Below are 26115 nucleotides of genomic sequence, written 5' to 3'. Positions count from 1 at the left end.
CTTATCTGTTAGGAGTGGAAAGGGTAAAGGATTATCTAACCAAAATATGCGCAAGATTTAAAGCTTTAATATAAATAAAATTGGAAATAATCGTCTAGACATATTCTTTATTGTGGATTTAGGTATAATGCAGGCAGATGAGTTGAGGATTTAATCAATGACTGAACAAGCGCGTGATACAGAAGCGTTAATTCGCGATCAAATAGCTAAACATGCAGTACTTCTTTATATGAAAGGTACTCCGCAATTCCCACAATGTGGTTTTTCTGCACGTGCAGTTGAAGCACTTAGCCAAATTGGTCGTCCATTTGCTTATGTAAATATCTTGGAAAATCCAGATATTCGTGCAACTTTGCCACAAATTGCAAATTGGCCTACATTCCCGCAATTGTGGATTAATGGCGAATTGATTGGCGGTAGCGACATTATGCTAGAAATGTTCCAAAATGGTGAATTAAAACCATTGATTGAGCAATATAGCCCAGCAGCAGATGCTTAATAAGTAGATGATGTAGAAAAAGCACCAGAAGGTGCTTTTTTATTGGCTAAGCTTTATGTTGTTTTCACTTGGCTGAACTGATCAGTTGCCTAGACGAGATTATGTCGTGACTGATGCACTGTTTCAATCTTTGTTTGTTTTGAATATTTAACAAATTATCAGAATAAATTAGACAAAGCTTTGAATATTCAAAGCTTTGTCTATCTGAAGTTTAGCCAAGAAGCAACTTAAGCTGACTTGTGCTTATTTTGTTTTGCCGCAACTTCAGTTTGGTTTTCGTCAGTAATGATGCTTGCTGATTCAGCTTCTGCCTTTTTCTGTTTTTTTCCTTTGTTCTTTTTCTTTGGCTTTTGCTCTATTTCAACGCCATCTTCCAAGGCTTGCCAATATTCAAGCTGTGCCATCACTGCTGCATAGATTGAACCTTTGGTATAACGACCTTTCTTGTCTAATGTTCCAACAGGACGTGCCATTAGGATTTCTAAAGCTTGATCAATGGTGTCAATTGCATGTATATGGAATTGCCCCTCATTGACAGCCTCAATCACATCATGGCGAAGCATTAAATGCTGCATATTCTGACGTGGAATAATCACCCCTTGTTTGCCTGTTAATCCTTGGAGTTTGCATGCATCGAAGAATCCTTCAATTTTTGCATTGACCCCACCAATAGGCTGAACTTGACCCAATTGGTTCATCGAACCTGTGATCGCCCACGATTGATCAATAGGCAATTGGCAGATTGCGGAAATCAATGCAGATAGTTCTGCAACCGTGGCACTGTCACCATCCACTTGACCATAACTTTGTTCAAAGGCGAGGGCAGCAGAGAAATGCAAAATCTGTTCACGACCAAAATGAGCCTTTAAGAAGCTCGACATCAGCAAGACACCTTTGGCATGTAATGAACCACCAAGTTCTACACTGCGCTCGATATCTAGAATGTCACCGCCACCTTGGTATACAGAAGCGGTTAAGCGTGAAGGTAGACCAAACTCAACATCAGCATAGTGGATCACGGATAAAGCATTGATCTGACCCAAGCGATGGCCGCGTGTCTCAATCAGTTGGGTACCACGTGACAAGTCTTGCCAATAGAGTTCTCTTAAATAGCCTAAGCGATATTGACGATGTTTAAGGGCAGTGTTGATATGATGAGAGGTGACTAACTTTTCATCTGACTGTGCAGCGTGATGATGAGATTCACGGATCAAGTCACCTAGGGTCAAAGCATGTAGAGACAATGAACTCTGGTCTTCAGCTTGGCGACTTGAATCTGTTAGTAATGCCGCCAATGCTGAGCGATCAAAAGGCAGTAATTTGTCTTGTTGAACATAGTCTGCAATCAGTTGCATATAAGCTTGTTCATTATCATCATTACGTTGCAGGGTATCGGTAAAATCAGCACGAATTTTAAAAACACTGCCTAATTCTGGCTCTAGTTCTAAAATTTCATAATAAATTTCAGGTTCTGCCAATAAAACCACTTTTAAGTTGAGTGGCACAGATGCTGGCTCAATTGAAATACTGCCCGTTAAAGTCAGCATGTGCTCAAGAGAGGATAGCTTTAATTGTCCTGATTTTAATGCACGTTTTAGCCCTTGCCATGCATAAGGCTGTTCTAACAGCTGTTCTGCTTCTAAAATTAAAAAACCACCATTGGCTTGGTGCAATGAGCCTGGGCGAATCAGAGTAAAGTCCGTGGTGATGGTGCCATTTTGCGTCAGCTGTTCAACATGTCCCAGTAAATTGTAATGTGTTGGGAAGTCTTCAAAAATAACTGGTGCACCGGAATTCGGTTTATTGCTGACCACAACATTGGCTTGGTAACGTGAAGGAACCCGATTAAATAAAGCAGGAGAGAACTCTTCACCTTCTTGGTCTAAAATCGTTTCAACATTTTCAATGATATCTGCTGCAAAATGTTTTAAGTATTGATCGAGTCCATGAACGGTTTTAAATTTACTTAAAATTAAATCAATACGAGGAATCACCACTTGTTTGGCAATATCACGATTCAGTTCAGAAACTTGATCACGTGCATCATCTTCCAAATCGCCGAGTTGTAGACCAAGGCGCTCAAGCTTTTTATCCATATAACGCATATTGGAATTAATTTCTGCGCGCTGTTTACTGTCAAGCGCATTAATATCTTCCTGTGACATTTCCAATACTTTGTCATCTTTGACATGGATCGGCACAAAAATATGTTCATCGTTACGATTAATCAGTTTTAGGTCGAGGTCTTCGCCTTCTTTGGTCAGTTCAACTAAAGCGAGTTGTTGCTCATTCCCCGTAATTTGACGAATGCGTTCAATACGATTGTGATACGTTTCGGCACTAAAGCGACGTTCAAGTTGCTTGAGAATGGTTTGCCATGCTTGATGGATTAAAGCTTGAAACTTACTGCCTTGGCCTGCTTGAAAACGCAGTGCAATCGGTTGTCGTGCATTTTTAAAATTATAAACATAGACCCAATCATCAGGCGTTTGCATGGTTTTGGCATGTTGTTGCAGCAAGCGCTTGATCATGGTTCTTTTGCCAAGACCTGCCGTACCCACAGCAAAAATGTTGTAGCCTGAATAAGGTAAAGCAATCCCTGCTTCTACAGAGGCTCTAGCGCGATCTTGCCCTAAGAAATTATTTAAGGGCTTGATTCGCTTGGTTGACGTAGGAATCTTGCTTAGATTGGGGATATGCGTCAGTTGTTCTGATTTTAGTGCGGTTTGTGTCAACGTGTTTTGAATTTCCGTTTGATCAAAAGCAGATGGAAAAATCGTTTCAGTTTTTTGTATTGGGGTTGCAGTCGTCGTAATTGAAACAGTGGTAGAGCTTAATTGATCGTGTCTTTGGGTCACAGGTGAAATCCAAAACTTATATGGGTTGAAAAGTTAAAGGTATACAGGATTGGGGGTAAAGATCAAGCGCCAAAAGCGGAAATATCTGTAAAAGCGCTCATCAGTTGCATAAAAGTGATTGAAACTCTAAGCATTAAGCGGTTGAATAGCACTATTTCATTTTTCAGAAAATAACAACGCAATGACAACGCAACTATCTCAGCAATCAGCTGAGCAGAATTCCACAGCAAAAAATGGGTGGAAATCTGCTTTTGCCGCTTTTATCGATCGGCGTGCTGCAATTATGCTCTTTCTTGGGTTTTCAGCAGGTATTCCAATTCTGCTCATTTTCTCAAGTTTATCTTTATGGTTAGGTGAGGCTGGAATTGAAAAAAGTGCAGTGACTTTTTTTAGTTGGGCCGCGCTGGGCTATTCTTTTAAATTTGTATGGGCACCGCTGATTGATGAATTACCCGTCCCGATACTCACCAAAAAACTGGGTCGGCGCCGTGCTTGGTTGTTGATTGCACAAGTACTGATTATCTGTGCGATCTGTATTATGGCGTTTTCTGATCCAGCTTTGGGCCAAAGTTATATTTACCAAATGGCTGTGGGGGCAGTATTACTGGGGTTTTCCGCAGCAACACAAGATATTGTGATTGATGCCTATCGAATCGAGCTGGCTGAAACCGAAATGCAAACGGTGTTGGCATCGACCTATAACGCAGGCTATCGTTTAGGGATGATTCTCGCAGGTGCGGGCGCTTTATTTCTTGCTGCTTCTTTGGGGACTGCAAAAGGGAACTATATTTATGAAGCGTGGAAATATACTTATTTAACGATGGCGCTGGTGATGCTAGTGGGCATTATCACCACTTTAGTAATCCGAGAACCCTTGGTTAATCGAGTTGATAAACACTATAAAAATATTGATTACTATCGTTTAGTTTTGGTCTTTATCTTGGCTGTGGCGAGTTTTGTTTGTTTATATATTTACTCCGATGACATGGTTCAATATCTGCAAGCGACTTGGCAAGTCGAAGACAACTTGCTGAAGTTTTTAATGGAAGCAGTACGCTTTTTAGGTTCAGGTCTCGGTGCAATTCTTGTTGCAACATCGTTGATTCGTTTTGGTGTGGTCAATAAAAAGATGGCCTATGAGACTTGGGTTAACCCGATTGCTGATTTTTTTAAGCGTTATGGGGTAAAGCTAGCATTGGTTTTACTGTTATTGATCGGTTTTTATCGAATTTCAGACATTATTGCGGGTGTTATTTCGAATGTTTTCTATCAAGATTTAAACTTTACCAAAGAGCAAATTGCAGAAGCCGTTAAAATTTACGGGGTTATTTTTAGCCTATTGGGTGGTTTTTTAGGTGGCTTACTTGCGCAACGTATGAACATTATGAAATTGATGTTTGTTGGTGCTGTTTTAGCAAGTTCAACCAATTTGATCTTTATTGGGTTGGTAAAATCGGGTGCACCAATGCAAGCTGTATCTGTACAGATTGGCGATAAGAAATTTCAAGCTCAACCTGATGAAGTAGGCTATTGGAAAGTTTCTGTGCCTGGTCAGGAATTGGTAGAGGAAAATACCATTCATATCAAAGCAGCATTGGTTGATCAGGCTGTCGCGAATGAATATACGGTGCCCTATTTAAAAGAAAATGCCAAGCCTCAAATTCAATTGTTGCCTATTACCAGTGACAATCAATTGTCTGAAACAGAAGCAAAGCAAAGTATTGTGGTTAAGGGGCAGATTGCAGGAATACCTGTATCTGAGCTTAATCCAGATCAGCCGATTACCCTTAAACTCGATGGCAAATCATATCCTGCAAAATTAGATAAAGATGGTTTGTTTAGTGGTGCGATTGACGGTAAAGCCTTATATGCTTCTGGCTCAAAAAATGTGATCGCCGTGGTCAATTATCAACACGCACAAGCAGCATTAAATACTCAACAAAGCTATCAATTAACAACGATAAAAAGTGATATCGATGTAGATGTTCAAGCAATTCCAGTAATCAAAGCGGATTCATCTGCAGCCGTTGAGATTAAGGGTAAAGTGATTGAGAAATATAGTTCTGGTTGGCTGTATTTTGCCATTGTTGTCGATAATTTAGCTTCTGGTTTAGCTGGTGCAGCATTTATTGCGTTCTTGTCTAGTTTGACCAGTGTGTCATTTACAGCAGTTCAATATGCGATCTTTAGTTCATTGATGACGCTTACACCTAAGATTTTAGGCGGGTATTCTGGAACAATTGTCACCCACATTGGTTATCCTAAATTCTTTTTAATGACCACCTTAATTGGTATTCCGATTCTATTGCTTGTGCTATGGGTTGGAAAATTATTGCGAGAACATCAAGCGCAAAAGGTGAATCAATCTATCGAGTAAGCGACTGAATTACTCAAGATAGATTTATGATGATCGCAAGAGCCTATTTTATCTTATAGATAAAGTAGGCTTTTTTAACAGGATGAGAATTTGAATCGTTGGATTGCTAACACATTCAAACAGCTTATTCGAAAGATAAAGCTGTAGTGTTCATCTAAAATAAGCGGTTATTGCTTAAAAATAATCCAGAAGACGACATCATTGATCAGCTGAAATATAGATAAATTGAAATATTGAACTGTATTGCCTATATTGGCAGATGATATCTGATCAAACAGGAAAATAAATCATGCGCATGTTGCATACCATGTTACGAGTAGGCAATTTAGAACAATCTTTAGCGTTCTATACTGAAGTTCTCGGTATGACATTACTTCGTAAACGTGATTATGAAGAAGGGCGGTTTACTTTAGCATTTGTGGGTTATGGTGATGAAGAGCATCATACTGTATTAGAGCTTACCCATAATTGGGATACTGCAAGTTATGAATTAGGTAATGCTTATGGACATATTGCCATTGGTGTCGATGATGCCTATAAAGCCTGTGAAGAGATCAAAGCACGTGGTGGTAATGTGGTACGTGAAGCTGGACCTATGAAAGGTGGTGTCACAGTCATTGCTTTTGTTGAAGATCCAGATGGCTATAAAATTGAATTGATCCAACAAGATCAAGATGCACGAAATAATTGATCATTTAAAAATGATGCGGGGCTATTGTTTATTTGGAAAAGACATATCAATAGACCTTAAATTAACTTGATATGTGTCGTAAATAAATAGTGAACATTTAGCCAAATGAGTAGCTTTATTTATTTCGCTCAGTAAGATTGAATTTTACCCGATAGTAAAATTTAACTACTGGGCTTTTTCATGTTTAAAATACAGGACGTTGCTTATGAAAATGTTGAAATTATTAGCATTGGATCGCTTTACGATACTTTTAATCGCGATGGTGGTTTTAGCTTCTATTTTACCGATTTCAGGTCAGGCAGCGCTTATCTTTGGAAAAATCACCACAATTGCGATTGCAATTTTATTTTTCCTACATGGCGCAAAATTATCACGTGAAGCCGTGATTGAGGGGATTTTGCATTGGAAATTGCATGGATTGGTTTTTGCTTTTACCTTTTTAGTTTTTCCTTTATTGGGACTAATGGCAAAACCTGTGCTTGAACCTTTGCTGGGTCAACAGTTGTATTGGGGTTTTCTGTTTATGTGCTTTTTGCCGTCGACAGTACAATCATCAATTGCATTTACCTCTGTTGCAAAAGGGAACGTGGCAGCGGCTGTTTGCAGTGCCTCATTTTCAAACCTGATCGGTATGTTTATTACTCCGATTTTGGTGAGCATATTTATTTTCGGTCAATCTAAGCATAATTACGATCCGACTTCTTCTATTATCGAAATCACCTTGTTGTTATTGGTTCCATTTGTTTTAGGGCAACTATTACGCCCCTATGTATTTCCATTGATGCAGAAAATGCCAAAGATCGTCAAAGTTTTTGATCAAGGCTCGATTTTGATGGTGGTTTATGGTGCATTTAGTGGGGCAGTGGTGGCAGGTTTATGGCATCAGGTCAGCTTATCTACATTGATTTATCTCACCTTGGCATGTTCGATTCTACTCACGGTGATTATGCTGTTGGCGTTGTATGTTCCAAAATGGCTTGGATTTAGCAAAGCAGATCAGATTTCAATCTTCTTCTGTGGATCGAAGAAAACCCTTGCCAGTGGTGTGCCTATGGCGCAGATTTTATTTATTGGGCAACCTTTAGGTATGATTGTGTTACCGATTATGATTTTCCATCAAATCCAGTTAATGGTTTGTGGGGTGATTGCAAACTACTGGTCTAAGCAAAAGCATCCTGACGAATAAATTAGTATCGATTGGCTCGCAATTTATAAATATTTCGAGTATAATCTTGCCCACTTGTTGTGCTTAGCTCTGACGCTTATAGTCTCGGTGGGCCAAAAGAAATGGTCTGTTGTGGTGTTAACCTGCTGGTTTTTAATTTAAATCTGCTTTCCTCAAAGTTTTATTAGACTTTGAGAGTGGTTAATTGCGATGACAGCTAAACCTTTCTTAACTTAGGAGAATCGACCATGCGTGCCGATATTCACCCAAAATACGAAAAATTAGTTGCTACTTGTTCATGTGGTAACGTTATCGAAACTCGTTCAGCTTTAGGTAAAGAAACACTTTATCTAGACGTATGTTCAGCTTGCCACCCATTCTATACTGGTAAACAGAAGAATGTTGATACTGGCGGCCGTATCGATAAATTCAAACAACGTTTTGCTGGTATGTCACGTTCTGTTAAGCGTTAATACGACAAAACATAAAAAACGGGCTTTAGCCCGTTTTTTTGTTGCTGATTTTTATCTCGTGTTGATCTATTTCAGGATCAGACAAAGTGATAGATTTAAAAAAAGGTTGAGCATTTAAAACACTCAACCTTTTTTAGTATTAGACTCTATTGATCTTGAACATCAGTCAAGTGATCCAATTTCTTTTGGAAATATTCACCTTGCAAGAATCTGACATCTACATTCCAAGCATTTGCAAAAGAGTTCATATCATTTAGATTTTTCAGTAGCAATTCAATTGGCTTGATTGCATGATATTTTTCAAGGGTGTGCTGGAATTGCGTCATAGTCGCATCACTATTGAGCTGCTTTGTAAACTTCTCATCCAGCGTTACTAAGCTCACATCCAATTGTTTTAAGATTGCTTCACTTGAAATGCTCGAACCAAAACGTCGAATTGAAATTTCGGCACCATGATCACGTAAAACGCCAATTTGCTTTTGAGTTTCTAAGATATTTTTTGCAATATCTTCTTCATCAAATTGTAAAATCAGTGGATGAGATTGGCGGCTTCCAACAATGGTCAATAGTTTAGAAATAAGCTCAGGGAACTGTTTGTCATGGAACAGCACATGACGATTTAAATTGACGATTAATTTTGCTTCTGGATATTGAGTGATAAAGTTATGTAATTGCTTACATGCTTCGACTAAAATCCAGCGATCTAATTTAATTGAAAGCTCAATATCATCATCTAAATCAATTAAATTACTTACTTTTTTCCACTGATTTTCAAAAATAAAACCGCTACTGACTTCATAGGTATTTAAATTGCTATCTTGTTTGTCATAAAGCTGCTGGTATTTTAGCTGAATCTCACCTTTTTCAAGAGATTGAGCAATTTGACCAAGAATCGCGGAGGTTTTAAAGATATGTGGCGCTGGTGTTTCTTGAATTTGAACTTGTTTCTCTACAGCTGTATTTTCAACTTGAGGTTTTGGGGCAAATTCAATTGAGTTACTTTGTACTTGCAGCGGTTCTGCTTGATCTAATTTTGGTTCAAGCAATGACAATTCAATTTTAGTGTCCTGTAAAGTTGCCGTTAATTGTTGGTCGGATACAGAGTCTTTTTTTGCCAGACGATGATTATAAGCTTGTTCTAAAACGTCGTTAAAACTTGCTTCTGTAAAGCTGTTTTGCTGTATGTTTGAATAGCCAATCTTGATATTCAGTGGGTAAGTATGACCATCAATTTCCAATAATTGTGGTTTTTCTAAAGCATGCAGCCCATGAATACGAGATTCTAAAATGGTATCAGACTCAGCTTGTAAAATCACTGCATACAACAACATATCAATTTGATATACCGTGGTATTGGTTTGTTCTTGAATAAAGTTTTTAAAGCCATCTAAGTATTGAACGGCTGTTTTCCAAGGAGAAGTTAAAATATTCTCAGGACAAGCGGCAAAGCTAAACAGTACCAATGCATTCGATTTGGCAGGTTGGTTAATTAAAGCGTACTGAATTTTTTGCAAACTACTTGCGACAGCACTGATGTTTTTCTTATTCGATTCGGAGGGTTGTGTTTGCGGTTTTTGACTTGCAGAATTGATTTCAATGGTGATTTGGATACAGTCTTCTTCATCTGAAGGCAGAAATTCAATTTTTAATGGATTTTCTGATTTAGCATTGCTATTCAGTGTATCAATTTCAAAACGTGCTAAATCAAAATTACCTTGAGAAATCTTTTTAAAACGTTGTTTAAAATCATTGATATTCTTCGGTTTTAAAATATCTAATATCGGCAATCCGATAATTTCTGCTTCATCTTTTAGACCAAACAATTTTAAATATTCAGCATTGGCTTGGGTATGGATACCTTCCTGAATTAAGGCAATCGCTTTATGTTGTTCTTCAACCAAGGCTTGGGCTTGATTCTTTGCACTTTCAAGATCGTTTAAAAGGTGCTTTTTCGCTTGTAAGGTACGGCTATATGACAACGCACGGATTAAGCTAATGTAAAAACGATCAGTATATTCTAAATTAACGACATCATAGATGCCTTTTTGAATATAGGATTGATATTGGTTGGTTTGATAATCTTCAGGTTCTAAGAACAAAACAGGCAGATCAATATCAGCAGAGGCTTGAATCAAGGTAATAGCTTGCTCAATCTTGATGTCATAAGCACGACCAAAAATAATCAAGTCCCATGAGGTATTGAGTTGTTTTTCAAAACTTTTTAAATCATCCAATAAAAGCGCTTGTACTTGATGATTCTTACTTTGAAAAAGATCAATAATTTGATTATAACGAATCTGGTTATCATCAATAATGAGTAATCTAGTTTCAGAGAGTTTTAATTTTTTCGATAATAATAAATTTCTCACTTTAAAGCTTCCCATACATCTTGATTATTCAAATTGGCAGATTGGTGTTGAATGAATTGATCAATGCGGTCATTTTCTTCATCATTGATCAATTCAAATTCGTACTGAATAAAGCTCTGGGTAATTAACAATGTTTTTGTTAAATACACCTTAATTTCTTCAGTGTCTAAACGTAGATAAATTGCTTGCTGTTCTTTGAAGAACGGTAAATTTGGCAAAATAATAGAAACGTTGGATTCATTTAAATTTTGCACTTGAACCATAAGGCAAGGGTGGTAGTTAATCGTCGAACGATCAGCTGGAACTTTTACCGCACATGGGTAGATGTCTTGAGCTAAAACCTCTAAACCCACTTCATAGGTTTTTTTAACCGATTGTTTGATCCAACGAATGATCGCACCTTTCCATTTGTCATTGAGACTTTCGTTGACCAAGATAAATTCACCCGTGCGTAAATTTCGTGGGGTTTCATCTGACCAGCGAATACGATAACCGTTTACACTAATATCCAGTACTTGGGTTTGATAGATCTGTTTTGCTTCACGGTCTAAAGTTTTGATTTGTCCTAAGTTCGATGTAGTGCTTGAACCTGTTGAAATCGATGAATGAATATTGGACTCAGACTGAAATGCATAATTATTATTTAAATTAAGTGTTTCATAGAAATTTTTAGCTTTGGATAAATAGAAGTGTGCGGTTTGTAAGCTAAAACAAATTTGAAGTTGTGCAGAGTATTCATAACGCTCATGTTGACGTTCAGTTGTTGTACCCAAGACATTTTGCACATGAAATTTTAAGGCAGCAGATAAATAGATTTGTTCATTTTTAGACAGATATTCGTCTTTATGAATCGTTGAATTAATATGTTCGAGCAGATTCTGTGTAGAAATATACAAAGAAGTACGGAAATTCGCATGTTGTTTGCGATTATAAATTGGTGGAACGTCTTTAGAGCCATCAATCACATAACGCGATAAGCTGGTTTCTCTTGGTAAAATTTGGATCAGTTTGACCCAATCAAAAGTACATTGATAAAGTGCTTGTGTTTCTGAAGGGCGAATCTGGTGCGTATTAAAAATATCCAAAAGCAGCACTTGCGCATAGGCTTGCTGGATATTTTGAATGGTAAAGTGTGTGCCTTGTAATTGGTTGATATTGATATTAAATTCTTGGTTTTTAACCGCAAGCTCATAAAGATGATGTGTAGTGAGCCATTGATGGGTCAATGGACCACTGTAGAGCATTTGCTGTTGAACCAACAATAAACCAAGTTGTTCTAAAGCATAAAAGGTTGCAAGTGTACGGGCTGTTTGTAAATTTCGTTTTTGTTTGAAATTAAAAAATGAGAATTTATTTGAAACCAGTGTCTGATGACTTCTTCGCACAATATTGATATAGACGTTGGCAAAATAGGTACGAATTCTAGAGGATAAATCAATAATATGTTCAATACGCGCATTTTGAGAAAGACCTTGATTTAAGATGTTTTTTTCAAGGCTTGATAAAATGCTTTCGGTAATTGGGTGTAAAACTTGAATTAAATCAAAGCGCAGCATTTCGCTACAATCGAGTTCGCTGATTTCACAAATGGCTTTTAAGACCGACTCTGAGGTATCGCCAAGTTGCATAATAGATAGTGTGGCCACCCATGCATTGACAGATGCCACCGAATTTTCTGCAAAACTTAGACTTTCTCGTTGTAGAACCGTGATATTTTGAAAAATTTCTGAAATTTCTTTATTTATCATGAGCATTTCAACTCTTAAAAGGTTGTGACTCCAAACAGCGGTGTTTTATTATTTTCTCCCGCAACTTCTCGAACCAATTTAGGAACTAGATAACCCGGTAAACTGGCCAATACATCCTTATAAATCTGATCAATTTTTTCCGTCCCTAAATCGAAATGATGCGCACCTTTTACTTTATCTAAAACATGAAGATAATACGGTAAAATTTGTGCTTCAAAAAGTCGTTGACTCAAATTAACGAGAGTTTGTGCAGAATCATTCACACCTTTAAGTAAAACCGCTTGATTCAACACAAGAATATTTTGTTTTGCTAAATGAGATAACTTTGCACAGGTCAAATTATCTAATTCTGCAGGATGGTTCGAGTGTACCACTAGAATTACACGTAGCCTACTGTTTTTCAATAAAGAAACCAGCTCTTCATCGATTCTTTCTGGAATTACAATTGGAACGCGTGAATGAATTCTCAGGATCTTAATCTGACTGAGAGATTCTAGACGTTCTATCCAAGTGGCTAATTTTCGGTTAGATAAAGTTAATGGATCGCCACCACTTAAAATCACTTCATTGATTTCAGGATGAGCTTCTAAATAGCCTTTAATGTTCAACCAATCTTCATTTTTAGGTAAATTTTCTTGGTATGGAAAATGACGACGGAAGCAATAACGGCAATGCACGGCACATGCACCAGTGAGGGTCAGTAAAAAACGTGATTTATATTTATGTAAGACCCCAGCAATTTGATTGGCTTGTTCTTCATCAAGTGGATCTGTGACAAAGCCTTCGTGTTCTTCCATTTCCAGATGATGTGGTAAAACTTGCAGTAAAAGCGGATCTAGGGGATTGCCAACTTCCATCTTTCTGACAAATGCACGGGGCACACGTAGTTTAAATTGTCCAGACGCAAGGATTGCACCAGACAATAACTGTGCTTTAGAAAGTTCGAGTATTTCTAACAGTTCTAATGGATCAGTAATTAAATCACTGAGTTGAGATTGCCAATTTTGCTCTTGATATAAGTAATTTAACATGCCACGTGCAATAAATAGTTGAAGATAGGGGAAAGCGGGTGGTATTGCTTGTTCAGATTGAATCTGTCAGGTTCAATCTGAAATGTTTCACTGGAAAAATGCTTTCAGTACAGCTGATTTGTATTGAACAGCTGTGAATCACCAATGAATCGAAGATTTTACCCTCAATCTGACCGAACATGGGTAATTTTTCATTGCTTCACGATGTATTGCTCATTTAGAATACGAAAAATGTAAAATACATTCTTTGCTGTTTGGAATGATCACTGTCACAAATCGGGTGATTTGCTGATAGCATCGCAGTAGAGATTTAAATTAGTAAGTTCGGAGTGTGCCTTTCATGGCCTATTATTCTACAAATGATTTCAAAGCTGGCCTAAAGGTTATGCTTGATGGTAACCCATGTTCAATCATGGAAAACGAATATGTAAAACCAGGTAAAGGTCAAGCGTTTAACCGTGTAAAACTACGTAACCTAAGATCTGGCAAAGTATTAGAAAAAACTTTTAAATCAGGTGAATCTTTAGAAGCAGCTGATATTGTAGAAGTAGAAATGGATTATCTCTACAACGATGGCGAATTATGGAACTTCATGGATCCAGTATCTTTCGAACAAATTGCTGCTGATAAAGTTGCAATGGGCGATGCTGCAAAATGGTTAAAAGACGATTCAAACGAAAAATGCACAATTATGCTATTTAATGGTATTCCATTAAACGTTAGTGCGCCAAACTTCGTTGTATTGAAAATCGTTGAAACTGATCCAGGTGTACGTGGTGATACTTCAGGTGGTGGTGGTAAACCAGCTAAACTTGAAACGGGTGCAGTTGTACGTGTTCCATTATTTGTACAGCAAGAAGAAAGCGTTCGTGTAGACACCCGTACTGGTGATTACTTAGAGCGTGCTTAATCATTTTATTGAAAAATGATGACGCTGAGGGATGATGAAAATCATCCCTTTTTTATTGCGCATAGCTTGAGTTGCTATACGGCTTTTTAAAAGTACAAGCCTTTATAAAAATAGCGAACATCGGCTAAATTTTCGACTAAAGTCGTAGATCGACAGCCTATAATTAATAGTAGAGTCAGAGAGTCGGATAATTACATTGATGATAAAAATAACAAAGTCGCGATTTAAGTCACTGTGATGTCATGCTAATAGTACATATTCAGACCAGTTTTAATGCCAAAGTCTTAGATGAAAACAAAAAAATGAGGAGTAGAGTCACCAAGGAATGAGTCACGGAAATGCATTACGCTTTATAAAAACAATGGAACTGCTTTTTGTAATCAAGATGTGAGGTTTTAATGGAAAATATTCAAACAAAATCATCACCCTTATCAAAATTGATCTGGGTGATTGTCGCCATAATTGGTGCAGTATCTTTTGGAATACTTGCAGTCAGCAAGGGTGAGCATGTCAATGCGGTTTGGCTAGTGCTTGCAGCGATATGTGTTTATAGCATCGCATATCGTTTTTATAGTTTATTTATTGCGACCAAAGTTTTTGAACTGAATCCTCGGCGATTAACACCAGCACATCGTTTAGCAGATGGCTTGGATTATGTCCCGACCAATAAATATGTACTTTTTGGTCACCATTTTGCTGCTATTGCAGGAGCGGGGCCATTGGTTGGGCCTATTCTTGCTGCTCAAATGGGTTATCTACCAGGAACAATTTGGCTTTTGGTCGGGGTTGTTCTTGCTGGTGCAGTTCAGGATTTCTTGGTCTTATTTATCTCTACACGACGAGATGGGCGCTCACTTGGCGAAATGGCAAAGCAAGAGCTGGGTTCATTTGCAGGTGTAGTGGTGATGCTTGGCGCATTAGGTGTAATGATTATCATCCTTGCCGTATTGGCACTGGTGGTGGTGAAAGCACTGGCACATAGTCCTTGGGGTGTGTTTAGTATTGCAGCAACGATACCGATTGCCTTATTTATGGGCATCTATATGCGTTATATCCGTCCGGGTAAGATTGCAGAAGTTTCTATCATTGGTTTTGTGTTAATGATGGCTGCAATTGTTTATGGTGGAAATGTTGCTGCTGATCCTTATTGGGGACCATTTTTCACATTAACAGGAACACAACTTACTTGGGCACTCATCATTTATGGATTCGTGGCTTCGGTTCTACCTGTTTGGCTGTTATTAGCACCGCGTGATTATTTATCAACATTCTTGAAAATTGGTGTAATTGCGGGTTTAGCAGTCGGTATTATTGTAGCAATGCCAATGTTAAAAATGCCGGCTGTTACGCATTTTGTTGATGGTACTGGTCCTGTATTTGCTGGATCTATGTTCCCATTCTTATTTATTACCATTGCTTGTGGTGCGATTTCTGGCTTCCATGCCTTAGTCTCATCTGGGACTACACCTAAACTGATTGATAACGAAGTCAATATTCGTGTCATTGGTTATGGCGGTATGTTGATGGAGTCATTTGTTGCAATCATGGCAATGATTTGTGCAACAGTGCTTGAACCTGGTGTTTACTTTGCGATTAATGCGCCAGCGGCAGTATTGGGTACTACAGTAGAGAGCGCAGCAGAAGCAGTACGTACACTTGGTTTTGTGGTTACACCTGAGACATTGAGCTTGCTGGCAAAAGAAGTGGGTGAAAGTACGATTCTTTCGCGTACTGGTGGTGCGCCAACATTTGCAATTGGTATGGCTCACATCATCACGGATATTTTTAATAATCGTTCAATGATGGCGTTCTGGTATCATTTTGCGATCTTATTTGAAGCCTTGTTTATCTTAACTGCTGTCGATGCAGGAACACGCGCATGTCGTTTTATGGTACAGGATACAGTGGGTATCGTTGTTCCAGCACTTAAAAACTCACACAACTTTGTTGGGAATATGATCGGTACTGCGGTTGCTGTCGCTGGATGGGGTTTCTTTGTTTATCAAGGTGTAGTCGACCCACTTGGTGGTATTAACAGCTTATGGCCTTTGTTTGGTATCGGTAACCAGATGCTTGCGGCAATGGCTTTGATCTTAGGTACGGTGATTTTATTTAAAATGAAGAAAGAAAAATATGTATGGGTCACCATTATCCCAACAATTTTCTTATTCATTACCTGTATGACTGCGGGTTGGCAAAAAATCTTCCATACCAATCCTAAGATTGGATTCTTGGCTCAGGCGGATAAATTCTCAACAGCAATTGCCAATGGTGAAATTTTAAAACCAGCCAAAACACTTGAAGAAATGCAAACCATTGTATTGTCCAATCAAATCAATGCTGCACTGTGTGCATTCTTTATGGTTGTTGCGATTGTGATGCTGTTTGCTGCTATTGGCGCAATTCGTCGTGCATTGGCAAGTCCAACGCCAACAGTAAATGAAGCACCAGCGGTGTATGCAGATCCTGAAGAAGTGTCTGTTTCTAAATCACACTAAGTTGATATTACAGATAGAGTGAGAGGTGAGTGATGAAGCTTAAATTTGCTCAAGGTGGTAAAACGGTGATTTATAAAATCATCAAGATGACCATCATGTCGCAAAAGGAGCTAATTTTTAATCCTAAAAATTGGTCCAGAATTGCAACATTATGGACACGCTTACAGCAAAGTTTCCGTTTGATGGTGGGTGTTCCAGATTATCAAAATTATCTGGAACACATGAAAAAGCATCATCCCGATATGGATGCAATGGATGAAAAGACCTTTCATCGCTATTGTGTAGATGCCCGCTATCCAACGGCTGGTGGAACAATGAAGAAGTGTCCATGTTGATATAAGTACCCGTTGATTTAAAGCTTAAATAGAACGGCACTTGGGTGCCGTTTTTTTTGAATATGAGCGAAGCGATTTATCGGTTTAACGCAATAACAGTGTACTTCATGATTAGACTTGTCGGATAACTGACAGTTGGCAAAGACTAACTCCGCTAGAATCATCTAATAGATATAAATGCAAGGAGACTGCTATGAAAATCTGTATTTATGGTGCGGGTAGTATTGGATGCTATATTGGCGGTCGATTAGCAGCGGTAGGTGCTGATGTGAGCTTTATTACACGTCCTCGTGTATATGAAGAATTGAGGACGTCTGGTTTAAAACTGACAGATTACACTGGTAAAACGATAAAAATCGCGGCAAATGATTTACATCTCAGTGTTGATCCTAAAATAGTCACAGATGCCGATATTATTTTTGTATGTGTAAAATCGGCTGCGACTGAGCAAGTGGCCAAGGAACTTTATGACAACTTGGGTGTTCACAGGCCCTATATTGTGAGTTTTCAAAATGGGTTGAGTAATGTTCCAATTTTAAAGCAGATTTTAAAACATCATTCGATTTTAGAAGGCATGGTGCCTTTTAATGTTGCAGTTCAAGCAGTTGGGCATTTTCATCAAGGGACATCTGGTGCGTTGCATGTGAAAGCGTATACACAGCAACAGGATTTAGCCAAGCTTTTTAAACAAGCTGAATTAGAGATTGTTTTTGATCAGGATATGCTTGCGGTGCAATGGGCAAAAATTTTGCTGAATTTAAATAATTCAATCAATGCTTTATCAAAGTTACCATTAAAACAACAATTGTCTAATCATCAATATCGACAATGCCTTGCTATGGCGCAACAAGAAACGTTACATCTCTTAGATTTAGCACAAATCCAGCCAGCCAAACTCACGGCAATTTCGGCACATCTATTGCCTAAAATAATCAGTTTGCCCAATTTCATTTTTAAAATATTAAGCCGTAAAATGTTGGCAATCGATCCCTTGGCGCGTTCATCTATGCAAGATGATTTGATGACAGGGCGAACCACAGAAGTGGACTGGATCAATGGGGAAGTTGTCCAGCTCGCCCAACAGTTAGGTAAACAAGCACCCATCAATAAAACCTTAATCGAATTGATTAAACAGGCTGAAATTTCAGAAAGTGAATTTTCAATTGGTGCACACGATTTAAAAACAAAGTTAGAGCATGCCGCAAAATTAAAAGTGTAAATTTTGGCTGATAGGGGAAGCTATAAATGTTGAAGTGTATTCAGCAAATGAAAATAAGGATTTATCGCAGTCAAGATTGAGTATTCCTTAAAACCGTGTATGTTAAGGAAGTTACAATAATTTTATTGGGGAAATAAAAGGTGATTTGGGGAACAACACAAGTAAAAGCATCAGAACAACATAGCACTGTATCAAATTTAGACCTCACTCAGTTTTATCCAAAAATTGATGATTTTTTAAGTCAAATCAACCAAATTATTTTAGATAAAAGTCATCAGACTAAACTGGCGTTATGTAGTCTATTGGCTGGTGGACATTTACTTTTTGAAGACTTACCCGGACTTGGAAAAACCACCTTAGCCAGCAGCTTGTCACGTTTAGCAGGTCTCGATTTTCAACGGATTCAGTTTACCAATGATATGCTGGCAAGTGATGTGATTGGGATCAATATGTTTAATCAAAAAGAACATCAATTTGAGTTTAAACATGGTCCAATCTTTACCCAAATTCTGCTTGCAGATGAAATTAACCGCTGTAGCCCTAAAACCCAAAGTGCTTTGCTTGAAGCAATGGAGGAGGGCAATGTCACTATAGATGGTACACGTTACCCTTTACCACAACCATTTTGGGTGATTGCAACACAGAACCCACTTTTTCAAAGTGGAACCTATAGTTTGCCAGAGTCACAACTTGATCGTTTTTTGATGCGACTGTCTTTAGGCTATCCATCACGCGCAGCAGAAAAACTATTATTGCAGCAAAACTCGCGCCATGATTTGATTGAAAAGTTACAAGCGATTTTCCAACATCAGGAAATTTTGCAATTACAATGTGTGGTAAATCAAATTACATTGAGTGATGTTGTTTTTGAATATATGCTTGATCTAGCAGAAGAAACACGTAAAGGTCGTCATGGGTTATCTCCACGTGGGTTATTGGCATTAAAAAAATCAGCACAAGCCTCTGCCTTGATTGAAAAAAGACAATTTGTAATTGCAGATGATGTACAGGCAGTGTTTGTTGCTGTGGTGTCGCATCGTATAGGATTAGGTGAGTCTGAGACACGAGCACTTATGCAAAAAGTTCCTGTAAAGGGTTAATTGGAAACGCTTATGTTAGGTCAACGATTTGTTAAATGGCTGCATCTTCGGTTTCGCTATACAGGAACCCGTACACTGAAACAAAACCAAGTGTTGGTGTTTATGTACCAACAAGGTTTTCTGTATCTGGTCCTTATTCTGATTACTTTTATCGCTGGGATTAATTATGCCAACAATTTAATTCTTGGTTTTTGTTTTTTAATCAGTGCAATTTTATGTATTAGTTTCTATCTCAGTTTTAAACAATTACATGCGATTACATTAGATGTGGTTGTTGATGAGGTGGGTAAGGTTAATGAAGCTTTTAAGGTGAGAATTAACCTACAACAAGATCGTGCTACGCCTAAGTTTTTAAACTTTAAAATTGATGAACAATTACAATCCTTTCTATTTGAAGAAAAACAACAAAGTTTTGAATTGAATTTTATCCCACAACAACGAGGTGAATTTTCAGTTCCCCCAATTCAAATTTACTCCACATATCCGCTTGGTTTAGTACGGGCATGGACCTATATTTATTTAACTGACAGTTACTGGATTGCCCCTGAAGCGAAGTCTTTAACCCATCAATCACAGAATTATTCCAATACAGGTGAGCCTGATTTAGATGAATTTAAAGAGTTAAGGACTTTTAAATCAGGTGATTCATTGCAAAGCATTTCTTGGAAACAGGCCGCGCGTGGACAAGGGTTATTTGTAAAGCAATTCGATGATTTGGTTGATACCCATGCGATGCAAATTGAATATAGCAAAATGCCAAGCGCAGACCATGAAGAGAAGCTAAGTTTTATGATGGAGTTGGTCGATCGATGTCATCAGACGGAAACGCCGTACAGCATCATTTTACCGCATGCACAAACTGAAAACGGGATTGGTGAACAGCACTATATTCATATCAAAACCTTATTGGCGCAAGCATGAGGATGAACAATGAATAAATCGATACAAATTTCAATTTTAGTTGTGCTGAGTTTGATTTGGCTGGCACAGCTGGCTTATATGCCTGTGGCATTGTCTATTTTATTCCTCATTAATATCGTGGGTTTAGCACTGTATTATGACAAAACCAATAAACATCAAGTCTATAATCTGCCTCGATTATTTGCACAAACCCCAAAATTAGTTTTTGCACTTTTAGCTTTGCTCATCATTTATTTTGATTCCCGCACATTTTTAGGCGTAGAAGCAGGTACAGCGGTTCTCTCCACATTTTTATTTGCGAAAGCACTAGAAACCAAATCAAAGCGTGACTTTATTATTCTGTTTAACTTTGCTTTGTTCGTCAGTGCCAGTTTGTTTTTACACAGCCAAGCCTTTTGGATGGCACTGTTAGTTTTATGCTGTTTAATCAGTTGTTTGGTTGGACTGTATCGTGTACAAATCGCCAATTTTGAAATAGAGCAACCGATTTTTCAGTCACTTAAAAGTGATTCATTGCATATCCTTAAATTTATTGCTTTGGCTTTGCCATTCTTTATTTTACTGTTTATGTTTTTTCCGCGTTTGCCACCACTTTGGCAAATCCCCATTCCCAATAATAAAGCGGTAACGGGATTAAGTGATCGCATGTCACCGGGTGATATTGCTGAGCTTTCACAGTCAAGTGCATTGGCATTTCGAGTTATTGGCAATATGCAGCAATTGCCAAATCGTAATGAGCTGTATTGGCGAGCGATGGTGCTTGATCGTTATGATGGTACAACGTGGACAAGTGAGTTTGCCAATAAACGGGTAAAAGCTTATTCCAAGATCGCAGGGCAGATTGATGGATTTCATTATCAATATCTTGCCAGTGATCCAAGTCAGCAATGGATTACCGGTTTGGAAAAGTCGATTCCAATAGAACAACGTTTTGAGTTACACCAAGATTGGTCGATAACACCTAAACGACTGGTACAGCGTACCCAGCCAATTGAATTGCAGTGGATGGGGAGTCAGGTTAGAGATATTCAGGATGCACATTTTGAACAGATGATGCTGAAAAATAACCTCAGTTATCCGAAAAAGAGTGATCTACAAGCCCAGAAGTTTGCTTTAAATCTGTATCAGCAGAGCCAGTCTAATCCTGAAGCTTATATTCAGAATGTATTGAACTGGTACAAGAAAGAAAAGTTTGTTTATACACTTGCACCAGGAAGGTTGGGGAATAACCGCGTTGATGAGTTCTTGTTTCAATCTCGGCAGGGGTTTTGTGAACATTATGCCTCAAGCTTTGTCTTGCTTATGCGTTATGTTGGAATTCCAGCGCGTGTAGTCACAGGCTACCAAGGTGGTGAGCTGTCTCCTGATGGTCAAAGTTGGGAAGTACGTCAGTTAGATGCACATGCTTGGGCTGAGGTTTATCAACACGGGCAATGGCAACGCATTGATCCAACGGCCATCATTGCACCGATGCGTATTGATCGTGGTATGCAAAATGTGATGAATGACGATCGTTCGATTTTTGGTGATGCGGGTTATTCAAATTTGCGTTTCCAGCATTCATCACTGCTTAGAACGCTGCGTGTTTGGAGTGACTATGCCAGTTTTCAATGGCAGAGTAAGGTTGTCGGTTACGATGCAGAGAAGCAAAGCAGCTGGATGAACAAGCTTGGCTTAACATCGGCTTATAGTTATGGTTTGGTTTTAATTTTTGGAATTCTTGGATTACTGCTGATCTATTGGGGGGTGACGCAATTTTGGCGCACTCGTCAAATGTCAGGACTTGAGCGAATCATTGCTCAATTTAATCATCAATTATCTGAGGTTGATCAAAAAGCTGAATCAGAAACCTTTCAACAATGGATGCAGCGTTTAGCCTTGTGGACTGAACAAAAACATCTGTTTGAACAAGTGAATCAGATTTTTCAAAAAATTGTCTATTTAGGTAATGAAAATCAACAGGATATTCAAAATATCAAGAAATTGCTTAAAGAGTGTGCGAATGCATTAAAAGTAAAGAAATAAGGCTTGTCATCTTATTAAAAAATGAATAATATTCTCAGCACTTCAGGTGTATAGCTCAGTTGGTTAGAGCGCTACGTTGACATCGTAGAGGTCTCCAGTTCGAGTCTGGATATACCTACCAAGATTTTTAAAGACTTATAAGTGATTCAAAAGCTTATAGGTCTTTTTTTTGCTTTTGTTGCATCTCTATTATACGTGAATTCAGAAAAATTGCAGAAAATGGAGGTATATTCAACATGTTTGCAATAAGTTAGCAACAAAATAAAAATACCTAGAAAATGTAGCAATACTTGGCTTATTTAAGTTAAGTACTAAGGTGCTTCAAACCTATCTTAAATTTAACTTACATATATAAAGATATATGTACATTTAATCATTAAATTACATTTTTAAAAAAATCATAATAAAAAAAAGAAATAAAAATGAGTTATAGTCTAAATGATTTTAAATTGCAGGAATCACACTATTGAGTATTCATGAAATAGTACTTCAAGATGATAAATTTCATTTACATAAACTTGTCAAAGTTAAAGATAGTATTTATGACCCAGTCAAAAAAGATGAATCTACTTTGTGGTTTTGGATTTACTCAGACACATCTGAATTTTTTTACTTTGAATTATGGGATGAACTTGATCATGCAAGAATAAACGAAAATATTAATTATAAAAATTGTAACTTTAAAGTAGTTAGTATTAATAATAACAATAAAATAAATTACTCATAAAACTTAATTATATTAAAGATAAATAATTTTCATAATAATTTAAAACATGTACCTAAGGTAAAAACGATTTAACTTTATCTATTTAGGGATGGTAACAATACATTTCTATAGATATAGGAAATTAAAAGTGAAAACTTAACAAGCGGCCAACAAGAGATTAATCCATTCATTAACTAGTCTCGATTTGTAATGGCGCTGGGAAGCTTGTCACTTTTTTAAATTAGTGAAAGCATTTATATCTGGTGAATCAGAGTAACTGGGTTCGAGTCAATCAGTCAAAATTTAAAATTCTTTAAAAGAGAGGGTCCATAACCCTCTCTTTTGATATTTAAAGAAATGAGGAGATTCCTCGTTGATTTAAACCGACCTTTTTACGCACTCGAGTTTGCTTTTCTTTCAAAAGCTCATTTAATAAGCTATTTAAATGAACGTCATTGAGGGCTGCTGGCGTAAATGAGTTATAGCCAAGCTGATTAAAAAATAAATCAACTTTTGAGCACTTTTGTACATATTTCATTGACCAGTTTTTAAAACTAATTTTGTCAATATCCATGATTTCAAATTCAATAATGCTATTGTGCCTAGCGTCATTTTTTATACTTTGAAATAGCGCTTGAACTATAGGCTTTTCACCTTCAAGACATTGAAAAAAATGATTATTGGCATAATATAGAACGCCAAAAATCTTATTTTTTCCATTAAAATCACGCGCAGTATTTAAGATAGCATTTAAATCTTCAATAAGGTCATTGGCTAATTCATTTCGAGTACTCGCATAGCACAATCGAATTAGCATACATCTTTCCTCAAGTTGCGTAGATTCGTATAAAAAATCTTATTCATTGATATCAAAATTATATGGCTCAATAGCGTATTCACCCGCTAAAAGGTCGATAAAAGAAGGGATCGTCTCACTAGAAAGAAGAAATGGATTGAAATCATCACGATGATTTTCTAGGAAAAAGTCACCAAGTCTTTTATTGACAGGGGCAAATTTCATATTCCAATGCTTAAACAAACCTATGTCGCATGTTTCGTAATATAAAATCTCACAGTTTTGATGACGTTGATCTTTTAAAATTTGATTATAGAACAGATCATCAACTTTACTTTTATGTCCTTCAAGACATTGAACAAAATATCCATGTCCATAATAAAGAACGCCTGTGATTTCATTGCGAGAGTTGAAATCAACAGCTGTGTTAAGAATTTCTATCAAATCATTCTTAAGATTTGGATGAGTACTCGTAGCTTTACTTGCATATAAAACTCTTACAAATTCCATTAGAAGGCTTCCACGATAAATAATTACTTCGAACTAAGTGCTAACGCTTTAATTTTATTAATAAGCTTTATGTATTCACATAGAAAGATTAGTAATGATGACTACAATACATTGATAATTAATCAAAAGCTAACAAATCGTACCAACCGGTCTAAACATGAAATGTAAAGTTTTTTAACACTGTTTGAGTGTTTTGTTACTTTACAAAACAAATTGAGCCTATTGTTAAAATTAAATATTTGAAAATAATATATTTAATTTACATATTTTGAATTTTGTGTGGTTAAAAAATATACAAATGTAAGAAATTTCTCACAATCATGTAAGCCATGGATTATATCGCTAAATTTCATATTATTTATACTGCCTAGATACACCACAAGTGCTCATCATTATTATAAATCTGAATCTTAATTTAAGGTGATTGTCGCTAACGCTTAAATTAAAATAATTCGTTATAAAATTGATGTGCTAAATAAAAAGTGTTGTGTATTGGGGGAGTCTTCCCCCTTAGTCGGACAACTAAGGGGGGAGCATTTTTATAAATATGAAATAAGAGGGGATGAAATGCAAATTTTAAAAAATATTGTTATTTTTATTGTCTCTGTTTTAAGTATTTCATTGCTCATTATTATTTTTGATCAATTGGGGATGAATAAGAAATTCAACTTGTTTTTATCAGCTTTACTGTATGGGGTATTGATCACAATTTATTTACAAAAGGTATTCCTAAGCCTATCTTTCTTTTTAGGGTTTTATAGCCTTTTATTCATGATAAGTTACTCTGTTGAAGTCATCATCATGCTTTTTATTTCTTGTTCTGTATTATTCATGATAAAAATGATTATGCCTAAATTAAAGGATACACGCGTCGATCGATATTTTATTCTTAATAAATTATATAAAAAGTAAATTTTAGCAATTACTATTTTTAAAATAGTAAGTTGATCTTAATTGTTATGCTTAAGTTTTAGTGTTATTTTAAGTGAAAATATATTCTAAACTAGAACATTTTAATCACATAAAATAACACTCGAATTAAATTATTAATTTATAGTGTTATCTTAAATCAAAATATATTTTAGGGAGTACTATATTATGTTTCGTTGGGCGATTATATTTGCTGTAATAGCACTTATAGCGAGTCTTTTAGGATTTGGTGGTGTAGCAGGTCTTTCAAAAGATTTTGCAGTTATTCTATTAGTCGTGGCTGTTATCCTTACTGTGATTGGTTTTATTTCTCGTGGAAAGGTATAGTCATTATAAACCATCTAACGGTAGAATTTAGTCATTCTATCGTTAGATATAATGAATTTGAAAATACTTAAATTACTTAATAAATTTGAACTGAGCATATTATGAAAAATATTAACTATGATTTTGTTTTAGAACAAATTTATAATTTTTTACTTTTAAGACCTGATTTTAATAGCAAAACAAATTTTGAGAAGATCGCTGAATATTTCAGATCTTTAAATGAGGGCACAGATGATGAGTTTAATTTTGAGAAACCAAACAAAATCTCGGGTAAATTTGGCAGTAAAAAAAATATAGTAATAGTCAACGCACCAGAAATAAATAATAAAAATAAATTTTTGGAATGGGTTGATCGGCAAATAAATCTATAAGGTTTTTGATTAAGGGTATCTATATGCATCATAGACATAAGCGCAAAAAAGCAACATTGATTTCAGAGTGGTCAACTGATCAAGACTGCTATTTGATTGAAAATAGTTCATTACCTATTGAAATATTAAAAGATTCATTATCATTCTCTGAAGAAGAAATACTTGAGAGAAAGATGCAGTTAGGATTAGTTCGCCAGCAACGACAAATGATGAGAAGCACTTGAATCAAATATTCTAGCTTCTCAATTCTTTTTTA

At 36.8% G+C, this 26115-nt stretch carries 23 protein-coding genes and 1 tRNA gene; 18 read left to right on the top strand and 6 right to left on the bottom strand.

What is annotated here, in order from left to right:
* Window positions 1-157: 157 nt before the first annotated feature.
* The gene (gene grxD / locus CQZ96_RS05285; protein WP_004721264.1) at window positions 158-499 is read left to right on the top strand and encodes a Grx4 family monothiol glutaredoxin; all 342 of its coding nucleotides are present in this window, start codon (window positions 158-160) and stop codon (window positions 497-499) included.
* Window positions 500-726: 227 nt separating this feature from the next.
* Here the strand turns inward: grxD and CQZ96_RS05280 are convergent, their stop codons facing one another.
* Complete coding sequence (locus tag CQZ96_RS05280; RefSeq protein WP_105712935.1) at window positions 727-3357, bottom strand: Lon protease family protein; 2631 nt, start codon at window positions 3355-3357, stop codon at window positions 727-729.
* A gap of 181 nt (window positions 3358-3538) precedes the next feature.
* Here CQZ96_RS05280 and CQZ96_RS05275 point away from each other — a divergent pair, with 181 nt between their 5' ends.
* The 4 genes from CQZ96_RS05275 (at window position 3539) to rpmE (ending at window position 8063) form a co-directional block, all read left to right on the top strand.
* Window positions 3539-5734: an AmpG family muropeptide MFS transporter gene (locus tag CQZ96_RS05275; RefSeq protein ID WP_105712934.1), complete on the top strand. Its 2196-nt coding sequence runs from the start codon at window positions 3539-3541 to the stop codon at window positions 5732-5734.
* A 289-nt stretch (window positions 5735-6023) separates the two neighbouring features.
* On the top strand, window positions 6024-6425 hold the full coding sequence (gene gloA / locus CQZ96_RS05270; RefSeq protein ID WP_056512413.1) for a lactoylglutathione lyase: 402 nt from the start codon (window positions 6024-6026) through the stop codon (window positions 6423-6425).
* A 205-nt stretch (window positions 6426-6630) separates the two neighbouring features.
* A complete protein-coding gene (locus CQZ96_RS05265) occupies window positions 6631-7611 on the top strand; it encodes a bile acid:sodium symporter family protein (protein ID WP_004721256.1) in 981 nt (326 codons plus the stop codon).
* 227 nt (window positions 7612-7838) lie between these two features.
* Window positions 7839-8063, top strand: coding sequence for a 50S ribosomal protein L31 (gene rpmE / locus CQZ96_RS05260; protein ID WP_004721254.1), 225 nt, complete (start codon window positions 7839-7841; stop codon window positions 8061-8063).
* A 146-nt stretch (window positions 8064-8209) separates the two neighbouring features.
* Here the strand turns inward: rpmE and CQZ96_RS05255 are convergent, their stop codons facing one another.
* From CQZ96_RS05255 to epmB, 3 genes are read right to left on the bottom strand one after another with little or no spacing between them, the layout of a single operon-like run.
* Window positions 8210-10447 carry an EAL domain-containing protein gene (locus tag CQZ96_RS05255; RefSeq protein ID WP_105712933.1) on the bottom strand — a complete coding sequence of 746 codons (2238 nt, stop codon included), beginning with the start codon at window positions 10445-10447 and terminating at the stop codon, window positions 8210-8212.
* Window positions 10429-12180, bottom strand: a complete 1752-nt coding sequence (locus CQZ96_RS05250; protein ID WP_105713022.1) for a GTPase — start codon at window positions 12178-12180, stop codon at window positions 10429-10431. The genes CQZ96_RS05255 and CQZ96_RS05250 overlap by 19 nt, the downstream gene beginning before the upstream one ends.
* Before the next feature lie 14 nt (window positions 12181-12194).
* Window positions 12195-13211 carry an EF-P beta-lysylation protein EpmB gene (gene epmB, locus CQZ96_RS05245; protein ID WP_105712932.1) on the bottom strand — a complete coding sequence of 339 codons (1017 nt, stop codon included), beginning with the start codon at window positions 13209-13211 and terminating at the stop codon, window positions 12195-12197.
* A gap of 340 nt (window positions 13212-13551) precedes the next feature.
* On the opposite strand from epmB, the gene efp reads away from it, so the two are divergent.
* The 9 genes from efp (at window position 13552) to CQZ96_RS05200 (ending at window position 22946) form a co-directional block, all read left to right on the top strand.
* Window positions 13552-14121: an elongation factor P gene (gene efp / locus CQZ96_RS05240; protein WP_004721246.1), complete on the top strand. Its 570-nt coding sequence runs from the start codon at window positions 13552-13554 to the stop codon at window positions 14119-14121.
* A 398-nt stretch (window positions 14122-14519) separates the two neighbouring features.
* Window positions 14520-16619, top strand: coding sequence for a carbon starvation CstA family protein (locus tag CQZ96_RS05235; protein ID WP_105712931.1), 2100 nt, complete (start codon window positions 14520-14522; stop codon window positions 16617-16619).
* 32 nt (window positions 16620-16651) lie between these two features.
* A complete protein-coding gene (locus CQZ96_RS05230; RefSeq protein WP_004721243.1) occupies window positions 16652-16954 on the top strand; it encodes a YbdD/YjiX family protein in 303 nt (100 codons plus the stop codon).
* Between the two features lie 193 nt (window positions 16955-17147).
* Window positions 17148-18173 (top strand): 2-dehydropantoate 2-reductase, encoded by a 1026-nt coding sequence (locus CQZ96_RS05225; protein WP_105712930.1) that lies wholly within the window; start codon window positions 17148-17150, stop codon window positions 18171-18173.
* Window positions 18174-18313: 140 nt separating this feature from the next.
* Window positions 18314-19273: an AAA family ATPase gene (locus CQZ96_RS05220; protein WP_105712929.1), complete on the top strand. Its 960-nt coding sequence runs from the start codon at window positions 18314-18316 to the stop codon at window positions 19271-19273.
* 12 nt (window positions 19274-19285) lie between these two features.
* Entirely contained in the window at window positions 19286-20194 is a 909-nt protein-coding gene (locus CQZ96_RS05215; protein WP_105712928.1) for a DUF58 domain-containing protein, read from the top strand.
* 9 nt (window positions 20195-20203) lie between these two features.
* Window positions 20204-22219, top strand: a complete 2016-nt coding sequence (locus CQZ96_RS05210) for a transglutaminaseTgpA domain-containing protein (protein ID WP_105712927.1) — start codon at window positions 20204-20206, stop codon at window positions 22217-22219.
* A gap of 44 nt (window positions 22220-22263) precedes the next feature.
* Window positions 22264-22340, top strand: a tRNA-Val gene (locus CQZ96_RS05205).
* Window positions 22341-22685: 345 nt separating this feature from the next.
* Entirely contained in the window at window positions 22686-22946 is a 261-nt protein-coding gene (locus CQZ96_RS05200; protein ID WP_004721234.1) for a hypothetical protein, read from the top strand.
* 328 nt (window positions 22947-23274) lie between these two features.
* Here the strand turns inward: CQZ96_RS05200 and CQZ96_RS05195 are convergent, their stop codons facing one another.
* Window positions 23275-23742 (bottom strand): BLUF domain-containing protein, encoded by a 468-nt coding sequence (locus tag CQZ96_RS05195; protein ID WP_105712926.1) that lies wholly within the window; start codon window positions 23740-23742, stop codon window positions 23275-23277.
* 39 nt (window positions 23743-23781) lie between these two features.
* On the bottom strand, window positions 23782-24231 hold the full coding sequence (locus tag CQZ96_RS05190) for a BLUF domain-containing protein (RefSeq protein ID WP_056512393.1): 450 nt from the start codon (window positions 24229-24231) through the stop codon (window positions 23782-23784).
* A gap of 567 nt (window positions 24232-24798) precedes the next feature.
* Between CQZ96_RS05190 and CQZ96_RS05185 the strand changes: the two genes are divergently transcribed.
* From CQZ96_RS05185 to CQZ96_RS05170, 4 genes are all read left to right on the top strand, one after another.
* Window positions 24799-25143, top strand: coding sequence for a hypothetical protein (locus CQZ96_RS05185; protein ID WP_004721229.1), 345 nt, complete (start codon window positions 24799-24801; stop codon window positions 25141-25143).
* Between the two features lie 186 nt (window positions 25144-25329).
* Complete coding sequence (locus CQZ96_RS05180; RefSeq protein WP_004721227.1) at window positions 25330-25488, top strand: DUF1328 domain-containing protein; 159 nt, start codon at window positions 25330-25332, stop codon at window positions 25486-25488.
* 101 nt (window positions 25489-25589) lie between these two features.
* Window positions 25590-25859 (top strand): hypothetical protein, encoded by a 270-nt coding sequence (locus CQZ96_RS05175; RefSeq protein ID WP_105712925.1) that lies wholly within the window; start codon window positions 25590-25592, stop codon window positions 25857-25859.
* A 23-nt stretch (window positions 25860-25882) separates the two neighbouring features.
* Window positions 25883-26083, top strand: a complete 201-nt coding sequence (locus CQZ96_RS05170) for a hypothetical protein (protein WP_004721224.1) — start codon at window positions 25883-25885, stop codon at window positions 26081-26083.
* Window positions 26084-26115 lie beyond the last annotated feature (32 nt).

Source organism: Acinetobacter sp. MYb10 (assembly GCF_002980175.2).
In the GTDB taxonomy this organism is placed as follows: Bacteria; Pseudomonadota; Gammaproteobacteria; order Pseudomonadales; family Moraxellaceae; genus Acinetobacter; species Acinetobacter guillouiae.
Note: the sequence above shows the minus strand (reverse complement) of the source record. Positions and strands in the feature narration are given on the sequence as shown.

What these genes read in the sequence shown, in the direction of transcription:
- CQZ96_RS05250 (WP_105713022.1), bottom strand. Translation starts at nt 12,180, where the DNA reads ATGATAAATAAAGAAATTTCAGAAATTTTTCAAAATATCACGGTTCTA.
- CQZ96_RS05210 (WP_105712927.1), top strand. Translation starts at nt 20,204, where the DNA reads ATGAATAAATCGATACAAATTTCAATTTTAGTTGTGCTGAGTTTGATT.
- CQZ96_RS05235 (WP_105712931.1), top strand. Translation starts at nt 14,520, where the DNA reads ATGGAAAATATTCAAACAAAATCATCACCCTTATCAAAATTGATCTGG.
- CQZ96_RS05195 (WP_105712926.1), bottom strand. Translation starts at nt 23,742, where the DNA reads ATGCTAATTCGATTGTGCTATGCGAGTACTCGAAATGAATTAGCCAAT.
- efp (WP_004721246.1), top strand. Translation starts at nt 13,552, where the DNA reads ATGGCCTATTATTCTACAAATGATTTCAAAGCTGGCCTAAAGGTTATG.
- CQZ96_RS05225 (WP_105712930.1), top strand. Translation starts at nt 17,148, where the DNA reads ATGAAAATCTGTATTTATGGTGCGGGTAGTATTGGATGCTATATTGGC.
- CQZ96_RS05180 (WP_004721227.1), top strand. Translation starts at nt 25,330, where the DNA reads ATGTTTCGTTGGGCGATTATATTTGCTGTAATAGCACTTATAGCGAGT.
- gloA (WP_056512413.1), top strand. Translation starts at nt 6,024, where the DNA reads ATGCGCATGTTGCATACCATGTTACGAGTAGGCAATTTAGAACAATCT.
- CQZ96_RS05190 (WP_056512393.1), bottom strand. Translation starts at nt 24,231, where the DNA reads ATGGAATTTGTAAGAGTTTTATATGCAAGTAAAGCTACGAGTACTCAT.
- CQZ96_RS05255 (WP_105712933.1), bottom strand. Translation starts at nt 10,447, where the DNA reads ATGGGAAGCTTTAAAGTGAGAAATTTATTATTATCGAAAAAATTAAAA.
- CQZ96_RS05170 (WP_004721224.1), top strand. Translation starts at nt 25,883, where the DNA reads ATGCATCATAGACATAAGCGCAAAAAAGCAACATTGATTTCAGAGTGG.
- CQZ96_RS05185 (WP_004721229.1), top strand. Translation starts at nt 24,799, where the DNA reads ATGCAAATTTTAAAAAATATTGTTATTTTTATTGTCTCTGTTTTAAGT.
- CQZ96_RS05215 (WP_105712928.1), top strand. Translation starts at nt 19,286, where the DNA reads ATGTTAGGTCAACGATTTGTTAAATGGCTGCATCTTCGGTTTCGCTAT.
- epmB (WP_105712932.1), bottom strand. Translation starts at nt 13,211, where the DNA reads ATGTTAAATTACTTATATCAAGAGCAAAATTGGCAATCTCAACTCAGT.
- grxD (WP_004721264.1), top strand. Translation starts at nt 158, where the DNA reads ATGACTGAACAAGCGCGTGATACAGAAGCGTTAATTCGCGATCAAATA.
- CQZ96_RS05275 (WP_105712934.1), top strand. Translation starts at nt 3,539, where the DNA reads ATGACAACGCAACTATCTCAGCAATCAGCTGAGCAGAATTCCACAGCA.
- CQZ96_RS05265 (WP_004721256.1), top strand. Translation starts at nt 6,631, where the DNA reads ATGAAAATGTTGAAATTATTAGCATTGGATCGCTTTACGATACTTTTA.
- rpmE (WP_004721254.1), top strand. Translation starts at nt 7,839, where the DNA reads ATGCGTGCCGATATTCACCCAAAATACGAAAAATTAGTTGCTACTTGT.
- CQZ96_RS05175 (WP_105712925.1), top strand. Translation starts at nt 25,590, where the DNA reads ATGAAAAATATTAACTATGATTTTGTTTTAGAACAAATTTATAATTTT.
- CQZ96_RS05230 (WP_004721243.1), top strand. Translation starts at nt 16,652, where the DNA reads ATGAAGCTTAAATTTGCTCAAGGTGGTAAAACGGTGATTTATAAAATC.